At 62.6% G+C, this 17322-nt stretch carries 13 protein-coding genes and 1 tRNA gene; 9 read left to right on the forward strand and 5 right to left on the reverse strand.

Features of this window, described 5'->3' with window-relative positions; genetic code table 11:
* The first annotated feature begins 87 nt into the window (after positions 1-87).
* The 3 genes from OHD62_RS29465 (at position 88) to OHD62_RS29475 (ending at position 5491) form a co-directional block, all read left to right on the forward strand.
* A complete protein-coding gene (locus tag OHD62_RS29465) occupies positions 88-810 on the forward strand; it encodes a DsbA family protein (RefSeq protein ID WP_263790398.1) in 723 nt (240 codons plus the stop codon).
* Positions 811-933: 123 nt separating this feature from the next.
* Positions 934-4392 carry a chromosome segregation protein SMC gene (gene smc, locus OHD62_RS29470; protein WP_263790399.1) on the forward strand — a complete coding sequence of 1153 codons (3459 nt, stop codon included), beginning with the start codon at positions 934-936 and terminating at the stop codon, positions 4390-4392.
* Between the two features lie 109 nt (positions 4393-4501).
* Positions 4502-5491 carry an NAD-dependent epimerase/dehydratase family protein gene (locus OHD62_RS29475; RefSeq protein ID WP_263790401.1) on the forward strand — a complete coding sequence of 330 codons (990 nt, stop codon included), beginning with the start codon at positions 4502-4504 and terminating at the stop codon, positions 5489-5491.
* Positions 5492-5802: 311 nt separating this feature from the next.
* On the opposite strand, the gene OHD62_RS29480 is transcribed toward OHD62_RS29475, so the two are convergent.
* Both OHD62_RS29480 and OHD62_RS29485 read right to left on the reverse strand, forming a co-directional pair.
* A tRNA-Gln gene (locus tag OHD62_RS29480) sits at positions 5803-5877 on the reverse strand.
* 142 nt (positions 5878-6019) lie between these two features.
* Positions 6020-6364, reverse strand: coding sequence for a VOC family protein (locus tag OHD62_RS29485; RefSeq protein WP_263790403.1), 345 nt, complete (start codon positions 6362-6364; stop codon positions 6020-6022).
* Positions 6365-6573: 209 nt separating this feature from the next.
* Here OHD62_RS29485 and ppdK point away from each other — a divergent pair, with 209 nt between their 5' ends.
* The 3 genes from ppdK to OHD62_RS29500 all read left to right on the forward strand — a co-directional run bounded on the left by ppdK (position 6574) and on the right by OHD62_RS29500 (position 11326).
* Positions 6574-9252 (forward strand): pyruvate, phosphate dikinase, encoded by a 2679-nt coding sequence (gene ppdK / locus OHD62_RS29490; RefSeq protein ID WP_263790405.1) that lies wholly within the window; start codon positions 6574-6576, stop codon positions 9250-9252.
* A 160-nt stretch (positions 9253-9412) separates the two neighbouring features.
* Entirely contained in the window at positions 9413-10510 is a 1098-nt protein-coding gene (locus OHD62_RS29495) for a glycosyltransferase family 9 protein (protein WP_412177436.1), read from the forward strand.
* Between the two features lie 75 nt (positions 10511-10585).
* Positions 10586-11326 carry a polysaccharide deacetylase family protein gene (locus OHD62_RS29500; protein WP_263790409.1) on the forward strand — a complete coding sequence of 247 codons (741 nt, stop codon included), beginning with the start codon at positions 10586-10588 and terminating at the stop codon, positions 11324-11326.
* 25 nt (positions 11327-11351) lie between these two features.
* On the opposite strand, the gene OHD62_RS29505 is transcribed toward OHD62_RS29500, so the two are convergent.
* Positions 11352-11741 (reverse strand): DUF427 domain-containing protein, encoded by a 390-nt coding sequence (locus tag OHD62_RS29505; RefSeq protein WP_263790411.1) that lies wholly within the window; start codon positions 11739-11741, stop codon positions 11352-11354.
* Positions 11742-11896: 155 nt separating this feature from the next.
* Positions 11897-12250, reverse strand: a complete 354-nt coding sequence (locus OHD62_RS29510) for a hypothetical protein (RefSeq protein WP_263790412.1) — start codon at positions 12248-12250, stop codon at positions 11897-11899.
* Positions 12251-12427: 177 nt separating this feature from the next.
* Here OHD62_RS29510 and OHD62_RS29515 point away from each other — a divergent pair, with 177 nt between their 5' ends.
* The gene (locus OHD62_RS29515; protein WP_263790414.1) at positions 12428-14056 is read left to right on the forward strand and encodes a fatty-acid--CoA ligase; all 1629 of its coding nucleotides are present in this window, start codon (positions 12428-12430) and stop codon (positions 14054-14056) included.
* 178 nt (positions 14057-14234) lie between these two features.
* Positions 14235-15014 carry a DUF1499 domain-containing protein gene (locus OHD62_RS29520; RefSeq protein ID WP_263790416.1) on the forward strand — a complete coding sequence of 260 codons (780 nt, stop codon included), beginning with the start codon at positions 14235-14237 and terminating at the stop codon, positions 15012-15014.
* A gap of 48 nt (positions 15015-15062) precedes the next feature.
* Here the strand turns inward: OHD62_RS29520 and OHD62_RS29525 are convergent, their stop codons facing one another.
* Positions 15063-16061 carry a LacI family DNA-binding transcriptional regulator gene (locus tag OHD62_RS29525; protein ID WP_263790418.1) on the reverse strand — a complete coding sequence of 333 codons (999 nt, stop codon included), beginning with the start codon at positions 16059-16061 and terminating at the stop codon, positions 15063-15065.
* Between the two features lie 213 nt (positions 16062-16274).
* Here OHD62_RS29525 and OHD62_RS29530 point away from each other — a divergent pair, with 213 nt between their 5' ends.
* Positions 16275-17318 (forward strand): ABC transporter substrate-binding protein, encoded by a 1044-nt coding sequence (locus OHD62_RS29530; protein WP_263790420.1) that lies wholly within the window; start codon positions 16275-16277, stop codon positions 17316-17318.
* Positions 17319-17322: the final 4 nt, after the last annotated feature.

Consider the following 17322-nt stretch of genomic DNA (forward strand, 5'->3'; position numbering starts at 1 on the left):
ATGGGGACGGCGATGCCTTAATTCGCGCCAACTCTCGCCTTTTCTAGCCTTTGCATTGCAAAATCCAACCGATATCAGGTGATTCGTATGACCCGTGCCTTGTCCCGCAGAAACCTCCTGTCTTCGCTGGCCGCCGTTCCAGCCGTGGTTCTGCTCGCCGCATGCAGCGACTCGGGCGAGAAAGCCGAGGCGGAGGTTGTGAAGCCTGCGGCTCCCGCCGATCCGGCGAAGCCGGCCACTGCCGCGAAGGCGCCTGAAGCTCAAGGCACGGTGGATATGGCGGCATTGCTGAAGCCGGGCGCGCTGCCCGACGAGCAGCTTGGCAAGGACGACGCGAAAGTCACCATCGTCGAATATGCCTCGATGACCTGCCCGCATTGCGCGCATTTCGCCGCAACCACCTTCCCGGAGCTGAAGACGAAGTACATCGACACCGGCAAGGCTCGCTATATCCTGCGCGAATTTCCGTTCGACCCCAGCGCCGAGGCCGGCTTCATGCTGGCGCGCTGCGCCAAGGACAATTATTTCCCGATGGTGGATGTTCTGTTCAAGCAGCAGGCGAACTGGGTGGGCGTGAACAATACCAAGGACGCGCTGCTGCAAATCTCCAAGCTGGCCGGTTTTACACAGGAGTCGTTCGAAGCCTGCTTGACGGACCAGAAACTTCTGGACGATGTGAGATCGGTCCAGAAGCGCGGCGCCGATGAATTCAAGGTCGACTCGACGCCGACCTTCTTTATCAACGGAAAGACTTACAAAGGGGCGCTGTCGATTGAGGAAATGTCGGCCATCATCGACCCTCTGCTTTGACGCTCCAGCAGCGCCGAGGCGACCGCGCTTCGGCGTGCGTGCCACTTTGTCTTGCCGCGCGCCACGCGCCCTGTCGCAAAACCGCGCAACATTTTTGCGGAACTCGCCTGTGGGGCAGCGCGAATGAAGTTTTCGCGCCTTCGCCTGCTCGGTTTCAAATCCTTTGTCGAACCCGGTGAGTTCGTCATCGAACGCGGCCTGACCGGCGTCGTCGGGCCGAATGGCTGCGGCAAGTCGAACCTTGTCGAGGCGCTGCGCTGGGTGATGGGCGAAAGCTCGTACAAGAACATGCGCGCGTCGGGCATGGACGATGTGATCTTTTCCGGTTCGGGCACGCGGCCAGCCCGCAACACCGCCGAAGTCACGCTCTTCCTCGACAATACCGACCGCAGCGCACCCGCCGCCTTCAACGACGCCGACGAGCTGCAGGTCTCGCGCCGCATCGAGCGCGAGGCGGGCTCACTCTACCGCATCAACGGCAAGGAAGCCCGCGCCAAGGACGTGCAGCTTCTGTTCGCCGACCAGTCGACCGGCGCACGCTCGCCCTCGATGGTCGGACAGGGCCGCATCGGCGAACTGATCCAGGCCAAGCCGCAGGCGCGGCGCGCGCTGCTCGAAGAGGCGGCCGGCATCTCCGGCCTGCACACGCGTCGCCATGAGGCCGAGCTGCGGCTCAAGGCAGCCGAACAGAATCTCGAGCGGCTGGAAGACGTCGTCGGCGAGCTCGAAAGCCAGATCGAAAGCCTGAAGCGCCAGGCCCGTCAGGCCTCACGCTTCAAGAACCTGTCGGCCGATATTCGCAAGGCCGAAGCGACGCTGCTGCATCTGCGCTGGACGCTGGCCAAGACGCAGGAAGGCGAGGCGCGCTCGGCCCTGGCGGTTGCCACCGCCCTTGTCGGCGATCGCGCCTCCGCTCAAATGGCTGCCGCCAAGGAGCAAGGGATCGGGGCGCACCGGCTGCCGGATCTGCGCGACGCGGAAGCCGCCGCTGCCGCCGCCTTCCAGCGCCTGTCGATCGCCAAGGCGCAGATCGAGGAGGAGGCCGGCCGCATCCGTGCCCGCCAGGCCGAACTCGACCGCCGGCTCCAGCAGCTCGACGGCGACATCGCCCGCGAGGAGCGGATGGTGCGCGACAACGCCGACATTCTCGAACGCCTGCGCACGGAAGAAGCCGAGCTGAATTCCGAAAACGCAGGTGCTGGCGAGCGCGAGGCCACCACCCGCGCGGCTTTCGAGCAGGCTGCCGCGACGCTGGCCGCGAGCGAAGCGAAACTCGCCGCACTGACCGCCGAACGGGCAGAGGCGGCCGCCTCGCGCAACCAGATCGAGCGCACGCTGCGCGATACCGCGGAACGCCGCGACCGTTTCGCCCGCCAGCTCGCCGATGTCGACCGGGAACTGTCCGACATCATATCCAGGGTTGCCGGCCTGCCCGATCCGGCCGAAAAGCGGCTTCTGGTCGAAGACGCATTGGCGCTGCTCGAAGAAACCGAGGCGGCCACCATCGCTGCCGAACAGGCGGTCGCCGAGGCGCGCGCGACCGAAAGTGCCGCCCGCCCGCCGGTCCAGGATGCCAAGGCCGAGCTGGCGCGCATCGAGACCGAGGCGCGCACGCTGGCCAAGATCCTGAATGCCGCGAGCGGCGACCTCTTCCCGTCCGTGCTGGAGCAGATCAGCGTCGAGCGCGGTTACGAGACGGCGCTTGGCGCCGCCCTTGGCGAGGACCTTGACGTACCGCTTGACCGCAGCGCGCCAGTGCATTGGGGCGAAAGCGAAATCCAGCCCGGCGACGCTGCTCTGCCCGATGGAATCAGGAGCCTCGCCAGCGTCGTCCGCGCGCCGGCTCAACTCGCGCGCCGGCTGGCGCAGATCGGCATCGTCGAGGCCGGTGATATCAGGCGGCTGCGGGCGCTGCTTGCACCCGGCCAGCGGCTGGTCAGCCGCGAAGGCGCGCTCTGGCGCTGGGATGGCTTCACCGCCAGCGCCGATGCGCCGACCGCGGCGGCACAACGGCTGGCGCAGAAGAACCGGCTGGCCGAGCTCGATGCCGAAGCCGTGCAAGCCACGCTTGTGCTGCGCGAGGCCGAGGCGGCACTTGCGCAAGCCGAACAAGCGCTTGCGCGAAGCAGCGATGCCGAACGCAATGCCAGACAGGCCGGGCGCGATGCCCAGCATGGGCTGGACGCCGCGCGCAACGTGCTGGCCGAGGCCGAGAAGGCCGGCGGCGAGCTCTCGAGCCGGCGCGCCGCATTGGACGAGGCGCGCGCCCGCGTCGTCGACAGCCACGAGGAGACGGCGGCGGCTTTCGTCGAGGCGGAAATGCTGCTGCAAGGCGCGCCCGATCTCGGCGATCTGCAGTTGCAGCTCGAACAGTCCTCAGCCAATGTCGCCCGCGACCGCGCCGCCCTTGCCGATGCGCGCGCCGTTCATGAGGGCCTGAGGCGGGAAGCCGAGGCGCGTATGCGCCGGCTCGAGGCCATTGGGGCGGAACGCCGCAATTGGCTGGAGCGCGCCGAGAACGCATCGACGCAGATTGCCTCACTCGGCGAACGCAAGGCCGAAGCCGAGGCCGAGCGCGAAAGGCTCGCCGACGCCCCCGACGAGATCGACGCCAAGCGGCGCGCTCTTCTCTCGCAGCTTGCCGAGGCGGAAAGCCTGCGTCAGGCGGCCGGCGACCGCCTGCAGGAAGCGGAGAACCGGCAGTCCGAGCTGGACAAGGCCGCGACCGCGGCGATCCAGTCGCTGGCCGAGGCGCGTGAAACGCGCGTCCGTGCCGAAGAGCGGCTGACGGCCGCCGACGAAAGGCGGCTGGAGGTCGAGGCGCGCATCCAGGAAACGCTGAACACGCCACCGCATCTGGTCATCCGCCATACCGGACTGGAGGCCGACAGCCCGATGCCGGAAATGGCCGAGGTCGAGCGCCAACTCGACCGGCTGAAGATCGAGCGCGAGAGGCTCGGCGCCGTCAATTTGCGCGCCGAGGAGGAGCAGAAGGAACTGTCCGACCGGCTGGAGACCATCGTTTCCGAGCGCGAGGACATCATCGAGGCGATCCGCAAGCTCAGGCAAGCTATCCAGAGCCTGAACCGTGAAGGTCGCGAACGGCTGCTCGCCGCCTTCGACGTGGTCAACAGTCATTTCCAGCGGCTGTTCTCGCATCTGTTCGGCGGCGGCACCGCGGAACTGCAACTGATCGAATCCGACGACCCGCTCGAGGCCGGGCTTGAGATCCTTGCCCGGCCTCCTGGCAAGAAGCCGCAGACCATGACGCTGCTGTCCGGCGGCGAGCAGGCATTGACGGCGATGTCGCTGATCTTTGCCGTGTTCCTGACCAATCCGGCGCCGATCTGTGTGCTCGACGAGGTCGACGCGCCGCTCGACGACCACAATGTCGAGCGTTTCTGCAATCTTATGGACGAAATGGCCGCCACCACCGATACGCGCTTCGTCATCATCACGCACAACCCGATCACCATGGCGCGCATGAACCGGCTGTTCGGAGTGACCATGGCCGAGCAGGGGGTCAGCCAGCTCGTGTCGGTCGACCTGCAGGCGGCCGAAGCGATGCGCGAGGCGAGCTGAAGCGCCAGCTTGCCGGTGGCCTCAATTTCGGCTTTCGACTATAGCACCACTGAAAACAGCCAGCTCTCTTCTGGGATGACTGGTTTGGTCGGTGTGTGTGGAGAACCTCGTGCCTGTACTCGTCACCGGAGCTGCGGGGTTCATCGGCAGCCATGTCTGCCATCATCTCCTCAACAGGGGAGAGGTGGTCGTCGGCGTCGACAACATGAACGACTATTACGACCTGGCGCTCAAGAAGGGACGGCTCGCCCGCCTTCTGCCCCACCGGGATTTTTCATTTCACCAGCTCGACATTGCCGAACCGGGCGCGCTCACCACCGCCTTGGCCGGCAAAGGCATCGTCAGGATCGTTCACCTCGCCGCGCAGGCGGGCGTGCGCCATTCCCTCGACAATCCGCGGCTCTATGTCCGCTCCAACGTCATGGGCCATCTCGAAGTGCTCGAATTCTGCCGCGCCGAGCCCGCATTCGAGCATCTGGTCTATGCCTCGTCGAGCTCCGTCTATGGCGGCAACCGCGCAGTGCCGTTCAGTGAGGCCGACCAGGTCGACAAGCCTGTGTCGCTCTATGCCGCCACCAAGAAGTCGGATGAGTTGATGAGCCATACCTACGCCCATCTCTTCGGCATCCCGCAGACCGGTCTGCGGTTTTTCACCGTCTATGGTCCCTGGGGCCGGCCCGACATGGCCTATTGGATGTTCACCGAGGCGATGCTCGAGGGCAGGTCGATCCGGGTATTCAACAATGGCGAGATGTGGCGCGATTTCACCTATGTTGACGATGTGGTGAAGGCCGTCGTCGCCGTGCTCGACAAGCCCCCCACGGACAGTCCGCCGAACAGGCTTTACAATGTCGGCAACAACCGGCCGGTGCGGCTGGGCGATTTCATCGACATTCTGGAAAAGCTGCTCGGTGTCGCGGCGATCCGCAAGAACGAGCCGATGCAGACGAGCGATGTGGAGCGAACCTATGCCGACATCGCGGCGCTGGAGCGCGATTTCGGCTTCAGGCCGAGCGTTTCGATAGAAGATGGCTTGAAGAAGTTTGTCGACTGGTACCGGTCGGAATGGATGGCGCCGTCCGCAACAAGCCGACGGTAACCAGGATTGCTGCACGCGACGGCATAGGTGTGGAAAAAAACGCGCCGCATGAATCCATCACACGGCGCGTTTTAGGCGAACAAGCCGAATCTGGAGCTGGTTTTCCAGGCGGTTTGAAGTCGGGTCGAGCCTTGAAAGCAGAAAATCACGCCGGGAATGGCGTTTCCGGCTGCGGGCCGAAATCGTGGATAATCCGCCTTGCGCCCATGCCTGGCTCAGCCAGGCGATGTCAGAAAACAGCGTACTGTGTGACCTCGACAACGACCGTGCACGGTGGTCGTAAAATATTGATTTTATTGAAAAAAATCCATTGGCTGGGGCGCCAGGATTCGAACCTGGGAATGTCGGTACCAAAAACCGATGCCTTACCACTTGGCGACGCCCCAGCAGCACGGAACGTGCCCGCTGCGCGCGGCTTATAGGACGAGCCGATGGAAAGCTCAATGCCGAGATGGCGACTGCGCTGAACTGATCCACCGGTTCCCGCAAACAGGCTTTCGCATATCCCCTGATGTCAGGCGATGGCGCTTATTCGCCCCAAACCGCCATTTCATTGCCGGCCGGATCGACGAAATGGAACCGCCTGCCGCCGGGGAATGAAAAAATCGGCTTGACGATCGTGCCGCCGGCATTTTCGACGGCGTCCAGGGTTTCTTCCAGGTCCTCGGAATAAAGCACCGGCAGCGGCTTGGCCGGCGCTTCCGCGCCATCGGCCTGAAAGCCGCCGTCGAGCCCCTCGGCAAAGGCCGCATAAGTCGGTCCGTAGTCGGTGAACGACCATGAAAAGGCGGCAGCGTAGAAGGCCTTCACCCTGTCCAGCGTTCCGCCGGTCGCCGGCATTTCGAGATAATCGAGTTTTCCGGTCAGTTTCATCATGCCACCTAGTGTTCTTGTTATGTTCTACATCTGAAGCGCCTGATCCGCAAGTCTTTTTGCCGTCGCTTTTTCTTAATCGATTGTAGAGGGCGGCTGGCTTTGCCGACGCCTTGCCTTTCGCAGTGCAGCATCATATCGCTCGAACAGGACACGGCGAAATTTCGGCTTCGTCAATCTTTTCAATCTCCTGCGAGTGGAGAGCAAGCATGACCAAATGGGTCTACACCTTTGGCGACGGCGCTGCGGAAGGCCGTGCCGGCGACAGGAACCTCTTGGGCGGCAAGGGCGCCAATCTGGCCGAAATGTGCAGCCTGGGCCTGCCGGTGCCGCCTGGCTTCACCATCACCACCGAGGTCTGCAATGCCTACTACGCCAACGCGCGCTGCTACCCGGCGTCCCTGGAAGCCGATGTCGCGGTCGCCCTTGACCATATCGGCCGGCTGACCGGGCGCCGCTTCGGCGACCCGTCGAAACTGCTGCTGGTGTCCGTGCGTTCAGGAGCCCGCGCCTCGATGCCTGGCATGATGGACACCGTGCTCAATCTCGGCCTCAACGACGAGACCGTCGAGGCATTGGCCGCCGATTCCGGCGATGCCCGCTTTGCCTATGACAGCTACCGTCGTTTCATCCAGATGTATTCCGATGTCGTCATGGGTCTCGACCATGAGGTGTTCGAGGAAATCCTCGAAGACCAAAAGGGCGGGCTCGGCCATGAGCTCGACACCGAGCTGACGGCTATCGAATGGCAGGGCGTGATCGCGCTCTACAAGGCCAAGGTCGAGGAGGAACTCGGCAAGCCATTTCCGCAGGATCCGCACGAGCAGCTCTGGGGCGCGATCGGCGCCGTGTTTTCGAGCTGGATGAACAACCGCGCCATCACCTATCGGCGCCTGCACGATATTCCCGAAAGCTGGGGCACGGCGGTGAACGTCCAGGCCATGGTCTTCGGCAATATGGGTGACACCTCTGCCACCGGCGTCGCCTTCACCCGCAACCCTTCGACCGGCGAAAAGATGCTCTATGGCGAGTTCCTGGTGAATGCGCAGGGTGAGGATGTCGTCGCCGGCATTCGCACGCCACAGAACATCACCGAGGCGGCGCGCATTGCCGCCGGCTCCGACAAGCCGTCGCTGCAGAAGCTGATGCCGGACGCCTTCCAGTCTTTCGTCACCATCTCCGACAGCCTGGAAAAGCACTACCGCGACATGCAGGATCTCGAATTCACCATCGAGCGCGGCAAATTGTGGATGCTGCAGACGAGGTCCGGCAAGCGCACTGCAAAGGCTGCGCTCAAGATCGCCGTCGAGATGGCGCGCGACAAGCTCATTTCGAAGGAAGAGGCCGTCGCCCGCATCGATCCGGCCTCGCTCGACCAGTTGCTGCATCCGACCATCGATCCGAAGGCCGCGCGCGACGTGATCGGCGTCGGCCTGCCAGCCTCTCCGGGTGCTGCCACCGGCGAGATCGTGTTTTCCTCCAACGATGCCGAGGAAGCAAAGGCGCAAGGCCGCAAGGCGATCCTGGTGCGCATCGAGACCAGTCCTGAAGACATTCACGGCATGCATGCGGCGGAAGGCATCCTGACCACGCGCGGCGGCATGACCAGCCACGCCGCGGTGGTGGCGCGCGGCATGGGCAAGCCTTGCGTGTCGGGCGCCGGCTCGCTGCGCGTCGATTACCGGACCGGCACGCTGATGGCGATGGGCTCGACCTTCCGCAAGGGCGACATCATCACTATCGACGGCGCCAACGGCCAGGTGCTGAAAGGCGCTGTCCCGATGCTGCAGCCGGAACTTTCCGGCGACTTCGCCGCCATCATGGAATGGGCCGATGCCGCGCGCCGCATGAAGGTGCGCACCAATGCCGAAACGCCGCTCGACGCCCGCATGGCACGCTCCTTCGGTGCCGAGGGCATCGGGCTTTGCCGCACCGAGCACATGTTCTTCGATGGCGATCGCATCATCGCCATGCGCGAGATGATCCTGGCCGATACGGAAAAGGACCGGCGCACGGCCCTTGCCAAGCTTTTGCCCATGCAGCGTTCGGATTTCCTCGAACTGTTCGAGATCATGGCCGGCCTGCCGGTAACGATCCGCCTGCTCGATCCGCCCCTGCATGAATTCCTGCCCAAGACCGAGGAAGAGGTGGCCGAGGTCGCCGCCGCCATGAAGGTATCGCCGGACAAGCTCAGGCAGCGCACCGAGGCGCTGCATGAATTCAACCCGATGCTCGGCCACCGCGGCTGCCGTCTCGCCGTTTCCTATCCCGAAATCGCCGAGATGCAGGCGCGCGCCATTTTCGAGGCCGCCGTCGAGGCCGGCCGAAAGGCCGGCGCGCTGGTGGTTCCCGAGATCATGGTGCCGCTGGTCGGTCTGGTGAAAGAGCTCGACTACGTCAAGGCGCGGATCGACGCCGTCGCCAGGAGCGTCATGGAAGAGACCGGCGTCAAGATCGACTATCTCACCGGCACGATGATCGAACTTCCGCGCGCCGCGATCCGCGCCCACGTCATCGCCGAGACAGCCGAATTCTTCTCTTTCGGCACCAACGATCTAACCCAGACCACGTTCGGCATCTCGCGCGATGATGCGGCGTCATTCCTGGAAACCTATCGGCGGAAGGGCATCATAGAGCAGGATCCGTTCGTGTCGCTCGACATCGAAGGCGTCGGCGAACTGGTGCGGATGGCGGCCGAGAAGGGCAGGGCGACAAGGCCGACCATCAAGCTCGGCATTTGCGGCGAACATGGCGGCGATCCGGCGTCGATCCATTTCTGCGAAAAGGTCGGGCTCGACTACGTGTCCTGCTCGCCCTACCGCGTGCCGATCGCCAGGCTGGCTGCCGCCCAGGCGGCGGTGCAAGTCGCCAAGATTGATCGCGGGTGACGTTCTCGGACCAATCGATGATGTCGATTGGTCCTGACCGTCCGATTTAAGATTACGATTTTGTAATTGAGTTCACGCGAATTTGCGCGTGGCAGCTCCCAATCTCGACATCGTTTCTGCCCAATTTGCGGCCTCCCAACCGCTCCGGTGTCAGAAACAGATGCCCCAGATTTTGCCCGTCCGCTCGATCCTGATCATCCAGACGAAGTTCATCGGCGATATCGTTCTTGCCTCCGCGCTCGCCAAGAACCTGCGGCTCGAATATCCCGAGGCCAGGATCGTGTTTCTCTGCGAGGCCCGCTTCGAACACTTCCTGACCGCCCACGGCATAGCCTCTGACGTCGTGACGTTCAGGCGTGCCCGCATGCGCGGCACACCGCTTGAGCGCGGACACGAACTTTACACGATGGTGCGAACGCTGCGCCGGTTTCGCTTTGATCTGTCGATCGACCTGACCGATTCAAAGACCTCGCGGATCATCACCCGGTTCGTCAATGCCAGGACCCGGGTGGGCTACGACCCTCCCGAGAGGCCTTTGCGCTGGCACGAGCCGCAGCCTGCCAACGTCCTGGCCAAGCCGTTTGGCTTTGGCGAGCGGCACTTCCTTTACCGTTATCTTTCGCCGCTCGAGGCGCTTGGCGTCGATCTGCGTGTGCCGGTGCCGTCCATTCAACCACTGCCGTTGGAAACTGCCAAAGCACTGGCGTTGCTGGACAGACATCATCTTCGGCGCAACGCCTTCATCGCCGTGCATGCGGGTGCGAGTTTCGAAGGACGGCGATGGCAACCGGAACGCTTTGCCATCGCAATCGACGAGATTTCGCGGGAGACCGGGCTGGACTTCGTGCTTGTCGGCGGTCCGGATGAACGGGTGTCCGCCGAGCGCATTGTCGCCAAGACGGTTTCGCCCGTGGTGAATCTCGTTGGCACGATGCCGCTTGAAACACTGCTCGCCGTCCTGAAACAGGCACGGCTCTTCCTTGGCAATGAAAGCGGCCCGATGCATATGGCGGCGGCAGCGGGAACTCCGGTTGTCGGACTTTACGGCCTGACCAATCCAGCCCAATGGGGTCCTGCCGGTGTGCCCAGCATCGCCCTCCAGCCTCCCATGCCATGCGCATGCGTTGCCAGGGAACTGTGCCGTTGGCCGGATCCGAGCAAGGCTTGCTGTGTCTGGCGCCTGGAGGTCAAGCCGGTCGTCGCCGCGGTCCGCGAAGTCCTTTCACGCACGGTTAAGGACGTGGAGCACGCACACTGATGCCGCACTTGCCAAAGGTGGACGCGGCGATCAAAACTGCCGCGTCTTGATGGCGCCGGCTTGGAAAACCTAACTATGCACCTGTTCCAAAAGCATTTTTGCGCGATCGCGATGTCGATGTGGGCGGTATCCGCGGCCTGTGCCGCGCCACTGGTCGAGCCGACGCTGCATATCAAGCCGGAAGCCGGCGGCAACGGTCGTGTCGCGCTCACGCTCGATGCCTGTGGCGGGCGGACCGACACAAGGATCCTTTCGGCGCTGGTGGAAAACAAGATCCCGGCGACCATCTTTGTCACCGGCATCTGGCTGAAACGCAACGCCGCCGCCGTCGAGATCATGCGAGCGCATCCTGATCTGTTCGAGTTGGAAAACCATGGCGGCCGCCACGTCCCGGCAGTCGACACACCGCAGAAGATCTACGGCATCCGCGCCGCCGGCAGCCCGGCCGCGGTCCTGGCCGAGGTCGAGTCGGGCGCCGCCGCCCTTGCCGGGACCGGCGGGCCGGCGCCGAAATGGTTTCGCGGCGCAACCGCCGAATACAGCCCTTCGGCTATCGCCATGATACGCAAGCTCGGCTTCAAGATCGCCGGCTTCTCGATAAACGGCGACGGCGGTTCATTGTTGGGGGCAAAAGAGACCGCACGCCGCATTGCCGCGGCAAAGGACGGCGATGTCATCATCGCCCATATCAATCAGCCAACCCATGCCGCCGGCGAAGGCGTGGTGCAAGGTCTCCTGGCGTTGAAAGATAAGGGTCTCACCTTCGTGCGGCTCGATGAGGCCGACGGTGTCGGCAATAACGGCACCACCGACTGACCGCGAAGTTTTCCAGTAGCCCTACTTAGTCCGGCGCGGCTTCGATCGTCACCTTGTTGGCATAGAATGCGCCATGATCGCGGATTTCGACCATCTCGTCGAAAGGCTGCTCATACGCCCACATCGCATCCTTGCCCACCTCGGCGGCAGGCAGCACGCTCCAATAACTCGCATCGCCCTTGTAAGGGCAATGAGTCGAGAATTCCGTCTTGCGAAGCTGGCCGAAATCGATGTCCGCAAACGGAATATAGAAGACTGAAGGGTAGGGGGACTCGGTCAGGAGCTTTGCATTGGTTGACGAGGCGATAACCGTTTCGCCGCTGCGCACCGTGACAGTACCGTCATAGGGCTCGATGGTGATGACCTTGCCGGGATTGCGTTGAAAGCCTGGTGCGGGATTTGCGATCTGGTCCATTGGCGGGGTTCTCCTTGTTTGGCATGCGGCGCCCCGGAATAGGTGTGGCGAGCGAGCGCATTGCGCAAGGCCACCCTTCGACAATGACGCATAGCCAGCCATGCGGCTCAGGTTCAGGCCTGATCTCCCGTCAAACCGGTCTTTCCCTGGAACGATCAGGCAGCAGCCTGAAATGCATCCATCAGCCCGGCATAAGCGGCGGCAATGCCAGCCACCGGATTGGTGCTTCTCGACACGGTCTCGACCTTGAGCGCGCCACCGGCGGTCGGCAAGGTGAGAAGCAGGAACTGGCGGTTGCCGCCGTCGCCCACGCATGCCGCGGCAACATGTTCGCCTTCGCCTTCGTTCTGGACGCACATCTTGAACAGCAGGGTGCCGCCAACGGCCTCAAGGGCGCCGCCGACGACTTCGGCAAATTCGTCTTCGGAAACGGTTTTGGTATCCGGCATCATGTCGGCCAAGCTTTCGGCAAGCGTAGTTTCGAGTCCGTCGTCAACCTGCGCGTCCATGCGAACCTCTTTCATTCGCCAATCGCGCCCCACCGTTAATGAAGATTAACGGCGACGATGGCCGGATTGTGGCGGTTTTTCGTGTGTTTTCGAGCAATGCACCGCTTCCACGCCGGCATGACTGGACAATCCACAGGTTCATCTCACAATGGAACAAAAAACCTATGGGAGGAACGAATGCTCGGACTGATGCAGGAATGGCCGCTGCTCTGCCATAAGCTTATTGACAATGCAGCCGTGCAGCACGGCAACCGCGAGATCGTGTCGCGCTCGATCGAAGGTCCAATCGTCCGGGCCACTTATGCCGACATTCGTCGCCGCGCCTTGCGGGTCGCCGAGCGGCTCGAGCGCGACGGATTCGGGCTTGGCGACCGCATCGCCACATTGGCCTGGAACACGGCGCGCCATATCGAAGCCTGGTACGGCATCATGGGCGTCGGAGCTATTTATCATACGCTCAATCCGCGCCTCTTTCCCGAGCAGGTCGTCTGGATCATGAACAATGCCGAAGACAAGGCGGTCTTCGTCGATCTGACATTCATGCCGCTGCTCGAAAAGATCGCCGGCGCGGTCAAATCGCTGAAAAAAGTGATCGTGCTGACCGACAAGGCACATATGCCGCAAACGGCGCTGCCGGACGTCGTTGCCTACGAGGAATGGCTCGACGAAGCCGACGGTGCGTTCGCCTGGAAGACGTTCGATGAAAACACCGCCGCCGGCATGTGCTACACCTCGGGTACCACGGGCGAGCCGAAAGGCGTCCTCTACAGTCACCGCTCGAACGTGCTGCACGCCATGATCGCCGCCATGCCCGACGCGATGGGCATATCCGCGCGGGACGTGATTCTCCCGGTGGTGCCGATGTTTCACGCCAATGCCTGGGGCCTTGGCCAGAGCGCACCGATGGTCGGCGCTAAGCTGGTCATGCCTGGCTGCAAGATGGACGGTGCCTCGGTCTATGAATTGCTCGACACCGAGAAAGTGACCTTCAGCGCCGCGGTGCCGACCGTGTGGATGATGCTGCTCCAGCATCTGGAGGAGACCGGCAAGACACTTCCCTATCTGAAGCGGGTTGTCATCGGCGGCTCATCCTGCCCGCGCGCGCTCACGACAAAATTCCAGGACAATTACGATGTCCAGGTCATCCATGCCTGGGGCATGACCGAGATGTCGCCGCTCGGCACGCTGTGCACAATGAAGCCGGACTATGCCGGGCTCGGCGGCGAAGCCCGGCTCGATGTCCAGAGCAAACAGGGCTATCCGCCCTTCGGCGTCGAAATGAAGGTGACGGATGACGACAACAACGCGCTGCCCTGGGACGGCAAGACATTCGGGCGGCTGAAAGTGCGCGGGCCGGCTGTCGCCGGCGCCTATTATGGCGGCGTGGGTTCCGAACAGTTCGACGCAGAAGGCTGGTTCGATACCGGCGACGTCGCCCATATCGATCCAGGCGGCTACATGCAGATCACGGACCGCGCCAAGGACGTCATCAAGTCGGGCGGTGAATGGATTTCGACCATCGACCTCGAGAATCTCGCGGTCGGTCATCCGGATGTGGCGGAGGCCGCAGCCATCGGCGTTCCTCATTCGAAATGGGGTGAGCGGCCCTTGCTTGTCGTCGTCCGCAAGCCGGGCAGGGAACCTGCCAAGACCGATATCCTTGCTTTCATGAATGGCAAGGTGGCGAAGTGGTGGATGCCGGATGACGTCGCCTTTGTCGGTGAAATCCCCCACACCGCCACCGGCAAGATCCAGAAAACCACCTTGCGCGAGCAATTCAGGGATTATCGCCTGCCAACGGATTGACGGGAGGGCTTTCGCCTTCAAGCCGCCACCAAAGGCTCTAATGCATGTCGCGCAAAAGTGTGCAGCGGTTTTGCGATAACGACATGCATGAAAACAAGAACTTAAAGCGCGCCGCATGAATCCGTTCAAACGCGACGCGCTTTAAATATCCGTTCGGGTAGGGTCAGTGCAGAAAACGATGGAAATTGCCGAGCGACAGACGTCGAAGGCTGCCGGCTGGTCGCGGCGAACGGGCGCCTTTTCGGTGGTGCTGCTTCTGACTGCTCTGATCGGCCATCGGTATGATCTCGTTGAAACACCGGCTTTCCTTTGGGTGCTCGCCCTTGTCGCGCTGCTTGCCGCCTTCGCGCTCCTGTTCGCCGGATTTGCCTTTTCAAGACTGTGGAATTTCGGCGATCGCGGCGGTCGCGACCTCGCCGTCGGCGCCTTGCTGGCGCTTCTGGTGCTCGCTCCTTATAGTGTTGTCGCCTACCGGGCGGCGACCTATCCGCCGCTAAGCGACATCTCGACCGATTTTGACGATCCGCCGGCGCTCGCCGCCGCCCGGACGGGCGACATGAATACGCTTTCGCCGCCGACCCCCGGCGAGCAGCGCTTGCAAACCGAGACCTATCCGCTGGTCACCGGGCGCAGCTACGATCTGCCTTTCGATAGCGTCCTCGAAGCAGTCGAAACCGTGCTCGATCGGCGGGATTGGCGGCTGGCAGTGCCGTTTCCCGACGCGAGAGGGCAAAGCGAAGTGACCATCGATGCCTTGGCCAAAAGCTTTGTGCTCAGCCTACCCGCCGATGTCGCCATCCGTGTCGCCGATGATGGCGATGCGGTCATCGTCGACATGCGCTCGGCCTCCCGCTACGGCCGCTACGACCTTGGCGACAACGCGGCCCGCATCGTGGATTTCCTGGCCGAGCTTGATCAAGAAGTCGCTGGCCAGGTGGGTACGGTCCCGACCGAGTGATATCGCCTGGTCCCGCAAAAATGCGGCTTGAGAGTCCGCGCGGGTAGACTATTCAGCCGGGTCGAATCTGCCTTGCAACAAGACTCTCGCGACCGGCCCGAGGGGATTGGCTATCCGGCCCTCCAGGACCTCGATAAGTTTGTGCCCGACATCTGCCATGTCTACGGAATGAACGCCGATCTTAGCCGGCAGGAAGCGCGCCAGACGGGTGTTGTCACGGGTGACGATGTGGATGTCGCGACCCGGCGCAAGACCCCGCCTGCCTAGAGCGTGCAGCGCTCCCAGAAGGCCCAGTTCGTTGGCGCATGCCAAGCCCGTCGGCGGATCTGCCGACGCCAGCAAGCGTTCGAACCAGGCCGCGCTCGATTCCATCGTGAACGTGCCGTCACCGATCAGCGATTGGTCGATCGGAATACCGGCCTCGGCCATCGCCCTTCCATAGCCGGCAAGACGCATGGCGCTCGCCTGATCCTTCTGCACAAGAAGTTGTAGCGCAATGCGTCGACAGCCTTTGTCCATGAGCCGCTGGGTCGCGTCATAGGCAATCTGCTCATTGTCGATATCGACATAGGGATACGCGATGTCCAGGTCGGTTCTTCCAAATGCGACGAACGGCACGTGTTGATCCAGCAGCAGCTTGACGCGCGGATCGCTCGAGACCATGCGCGTGATGATCAGTCCGTCTGCGCTGCGCGCCTGAAGCAGGCGCTGCACACTTTCGACGGGATCGTCGTCGGGGGTGGTGGAATAGATGGACAGACTATAGCCTGCCTGCCGCGCCGCCAGCGTCATGCCTTCGATCAAAGGAAGTTTCGCCAGATCGGACAGGTAGTCGCGTGTTTCCATCGGCAGCACCGCCGTCAGCGTCAGGGTTTGTCCGGTCTTGAGCGCGCGGCCGTAATGGTTCGGGACATAGCCGACCCGCTTGGCCACCTCCTTGACGCGCGCCACGGTCGATGCATGCACTTCCGGCCCGTCCTTCAGAGCGCGCGATACCGTGGTCACCGAAAGGGAAAGTTCCGCCGCGATCTGTTTTAGATTGGCCATGTCGCCCGACTTGATTTGCGAAAGCGCCGGCTGATTTTGCTGAGCATCGTAACGTTACCGGATTCGACCAGAGGGTCAAATCCAGGCCCCCGAAGCTGAACGACTCCGCCTGAAAGTCGCTTGACTCCGGAGCATTTCACGATAATCGTAACGTTACGATTGAAAAAAAAGCCTTCCTAAGGCGATATTTCGACGAATCCTGGAGGAGAACCCATGTCTCGGTTACTACGTATTTCGCTGACAGCGATCGCAGTCTCGGCTGCCGTGCCCGTCTATGCCCAATCAGTCACCATCACGACCGCGGGCGGCGATTATGGCAACGCCATGAAGGAGGCCATGTGGGCCCCCGCTGCCAAGGAGCTTGGCTATGATGTCCGCGAGGAGACGCAGAGCGACGGCCTGGCTGCACTGAAGATGCAGGTCACCGCGGGCGCGGTCACCACCGACATCATCCATCTCGGCTCATCCGAAGGCGCGCAGGCGGCCGCACAGTCGCTGCTGGAGCCGCTCGACTACAAGATCATCGATCCCAACTCCGTGCCGGCCGGCGCAAAGTCCGACTACTGCTATCCGTTCGACTCCTATGGTACCGTCATGTCGTGGAACACCAAGACCTATGGCGAGAATCCGCCGAAGACCTGGGCTGAGTTCTGGGACGTTGCCAAATTCTCGGGCCGTCGCGCGCTGCGCGCCAATGCGCAAGACTTGATCGAAATTGCGCTCCTCTCCGATGGCGTGGCGCCGGCGGACGTCTATCCCGTGCTCAGCACGCCGGAGGGTCTGGAGCGGGCTATCAAGCGACTTGAAGCGATCAAACCAAATGTCTCGGTCTGGTGGACCTCGGGGGCCCAATCCGCACAGTTGCTGAAAGACGGCGAGGCGGATTTGGTCGTTACCTGGAACGGACGGGCGCAGACCGTGAAAGCAGACAGCGGTGCGGTTGACTACACGTTCAAGGGTTCCGTCATCGGCACGGACTGCCTTGGGGTGCCGAAGGGAGCGCCGAACAAGGAAGCGGCCATGAAGCTGATCGCGGCGATGACGCAGCCCGCGCGGGTCGCGAAGCTGACCGATTTCATCGCCTATGGTCCGGTCAATCCTGCTGCCTATGAGGGTGGCCTGATCCCAAAAGACCGCCTGAAGACCCTGGCGACCGCGCCTGAAAATGCCGGCACTTCAGTATTTTCGAATGCTGACTGGTGGGTCAAGAACGGCGAGGCTGCCCAAAAGGCCTTCGATGAGATGATGAACCGCTGAGTCT

Source organism: Mesorhizobium sp. YC-39, from assembly GCF_025753795.1.
In the GTDB taxonomy this organism is placed as follows: Bacteria; Pseudomonadota; Alphaproteobacteria; order Rhizobiales; family Rhizobiaceae; genus Mesorhizobium.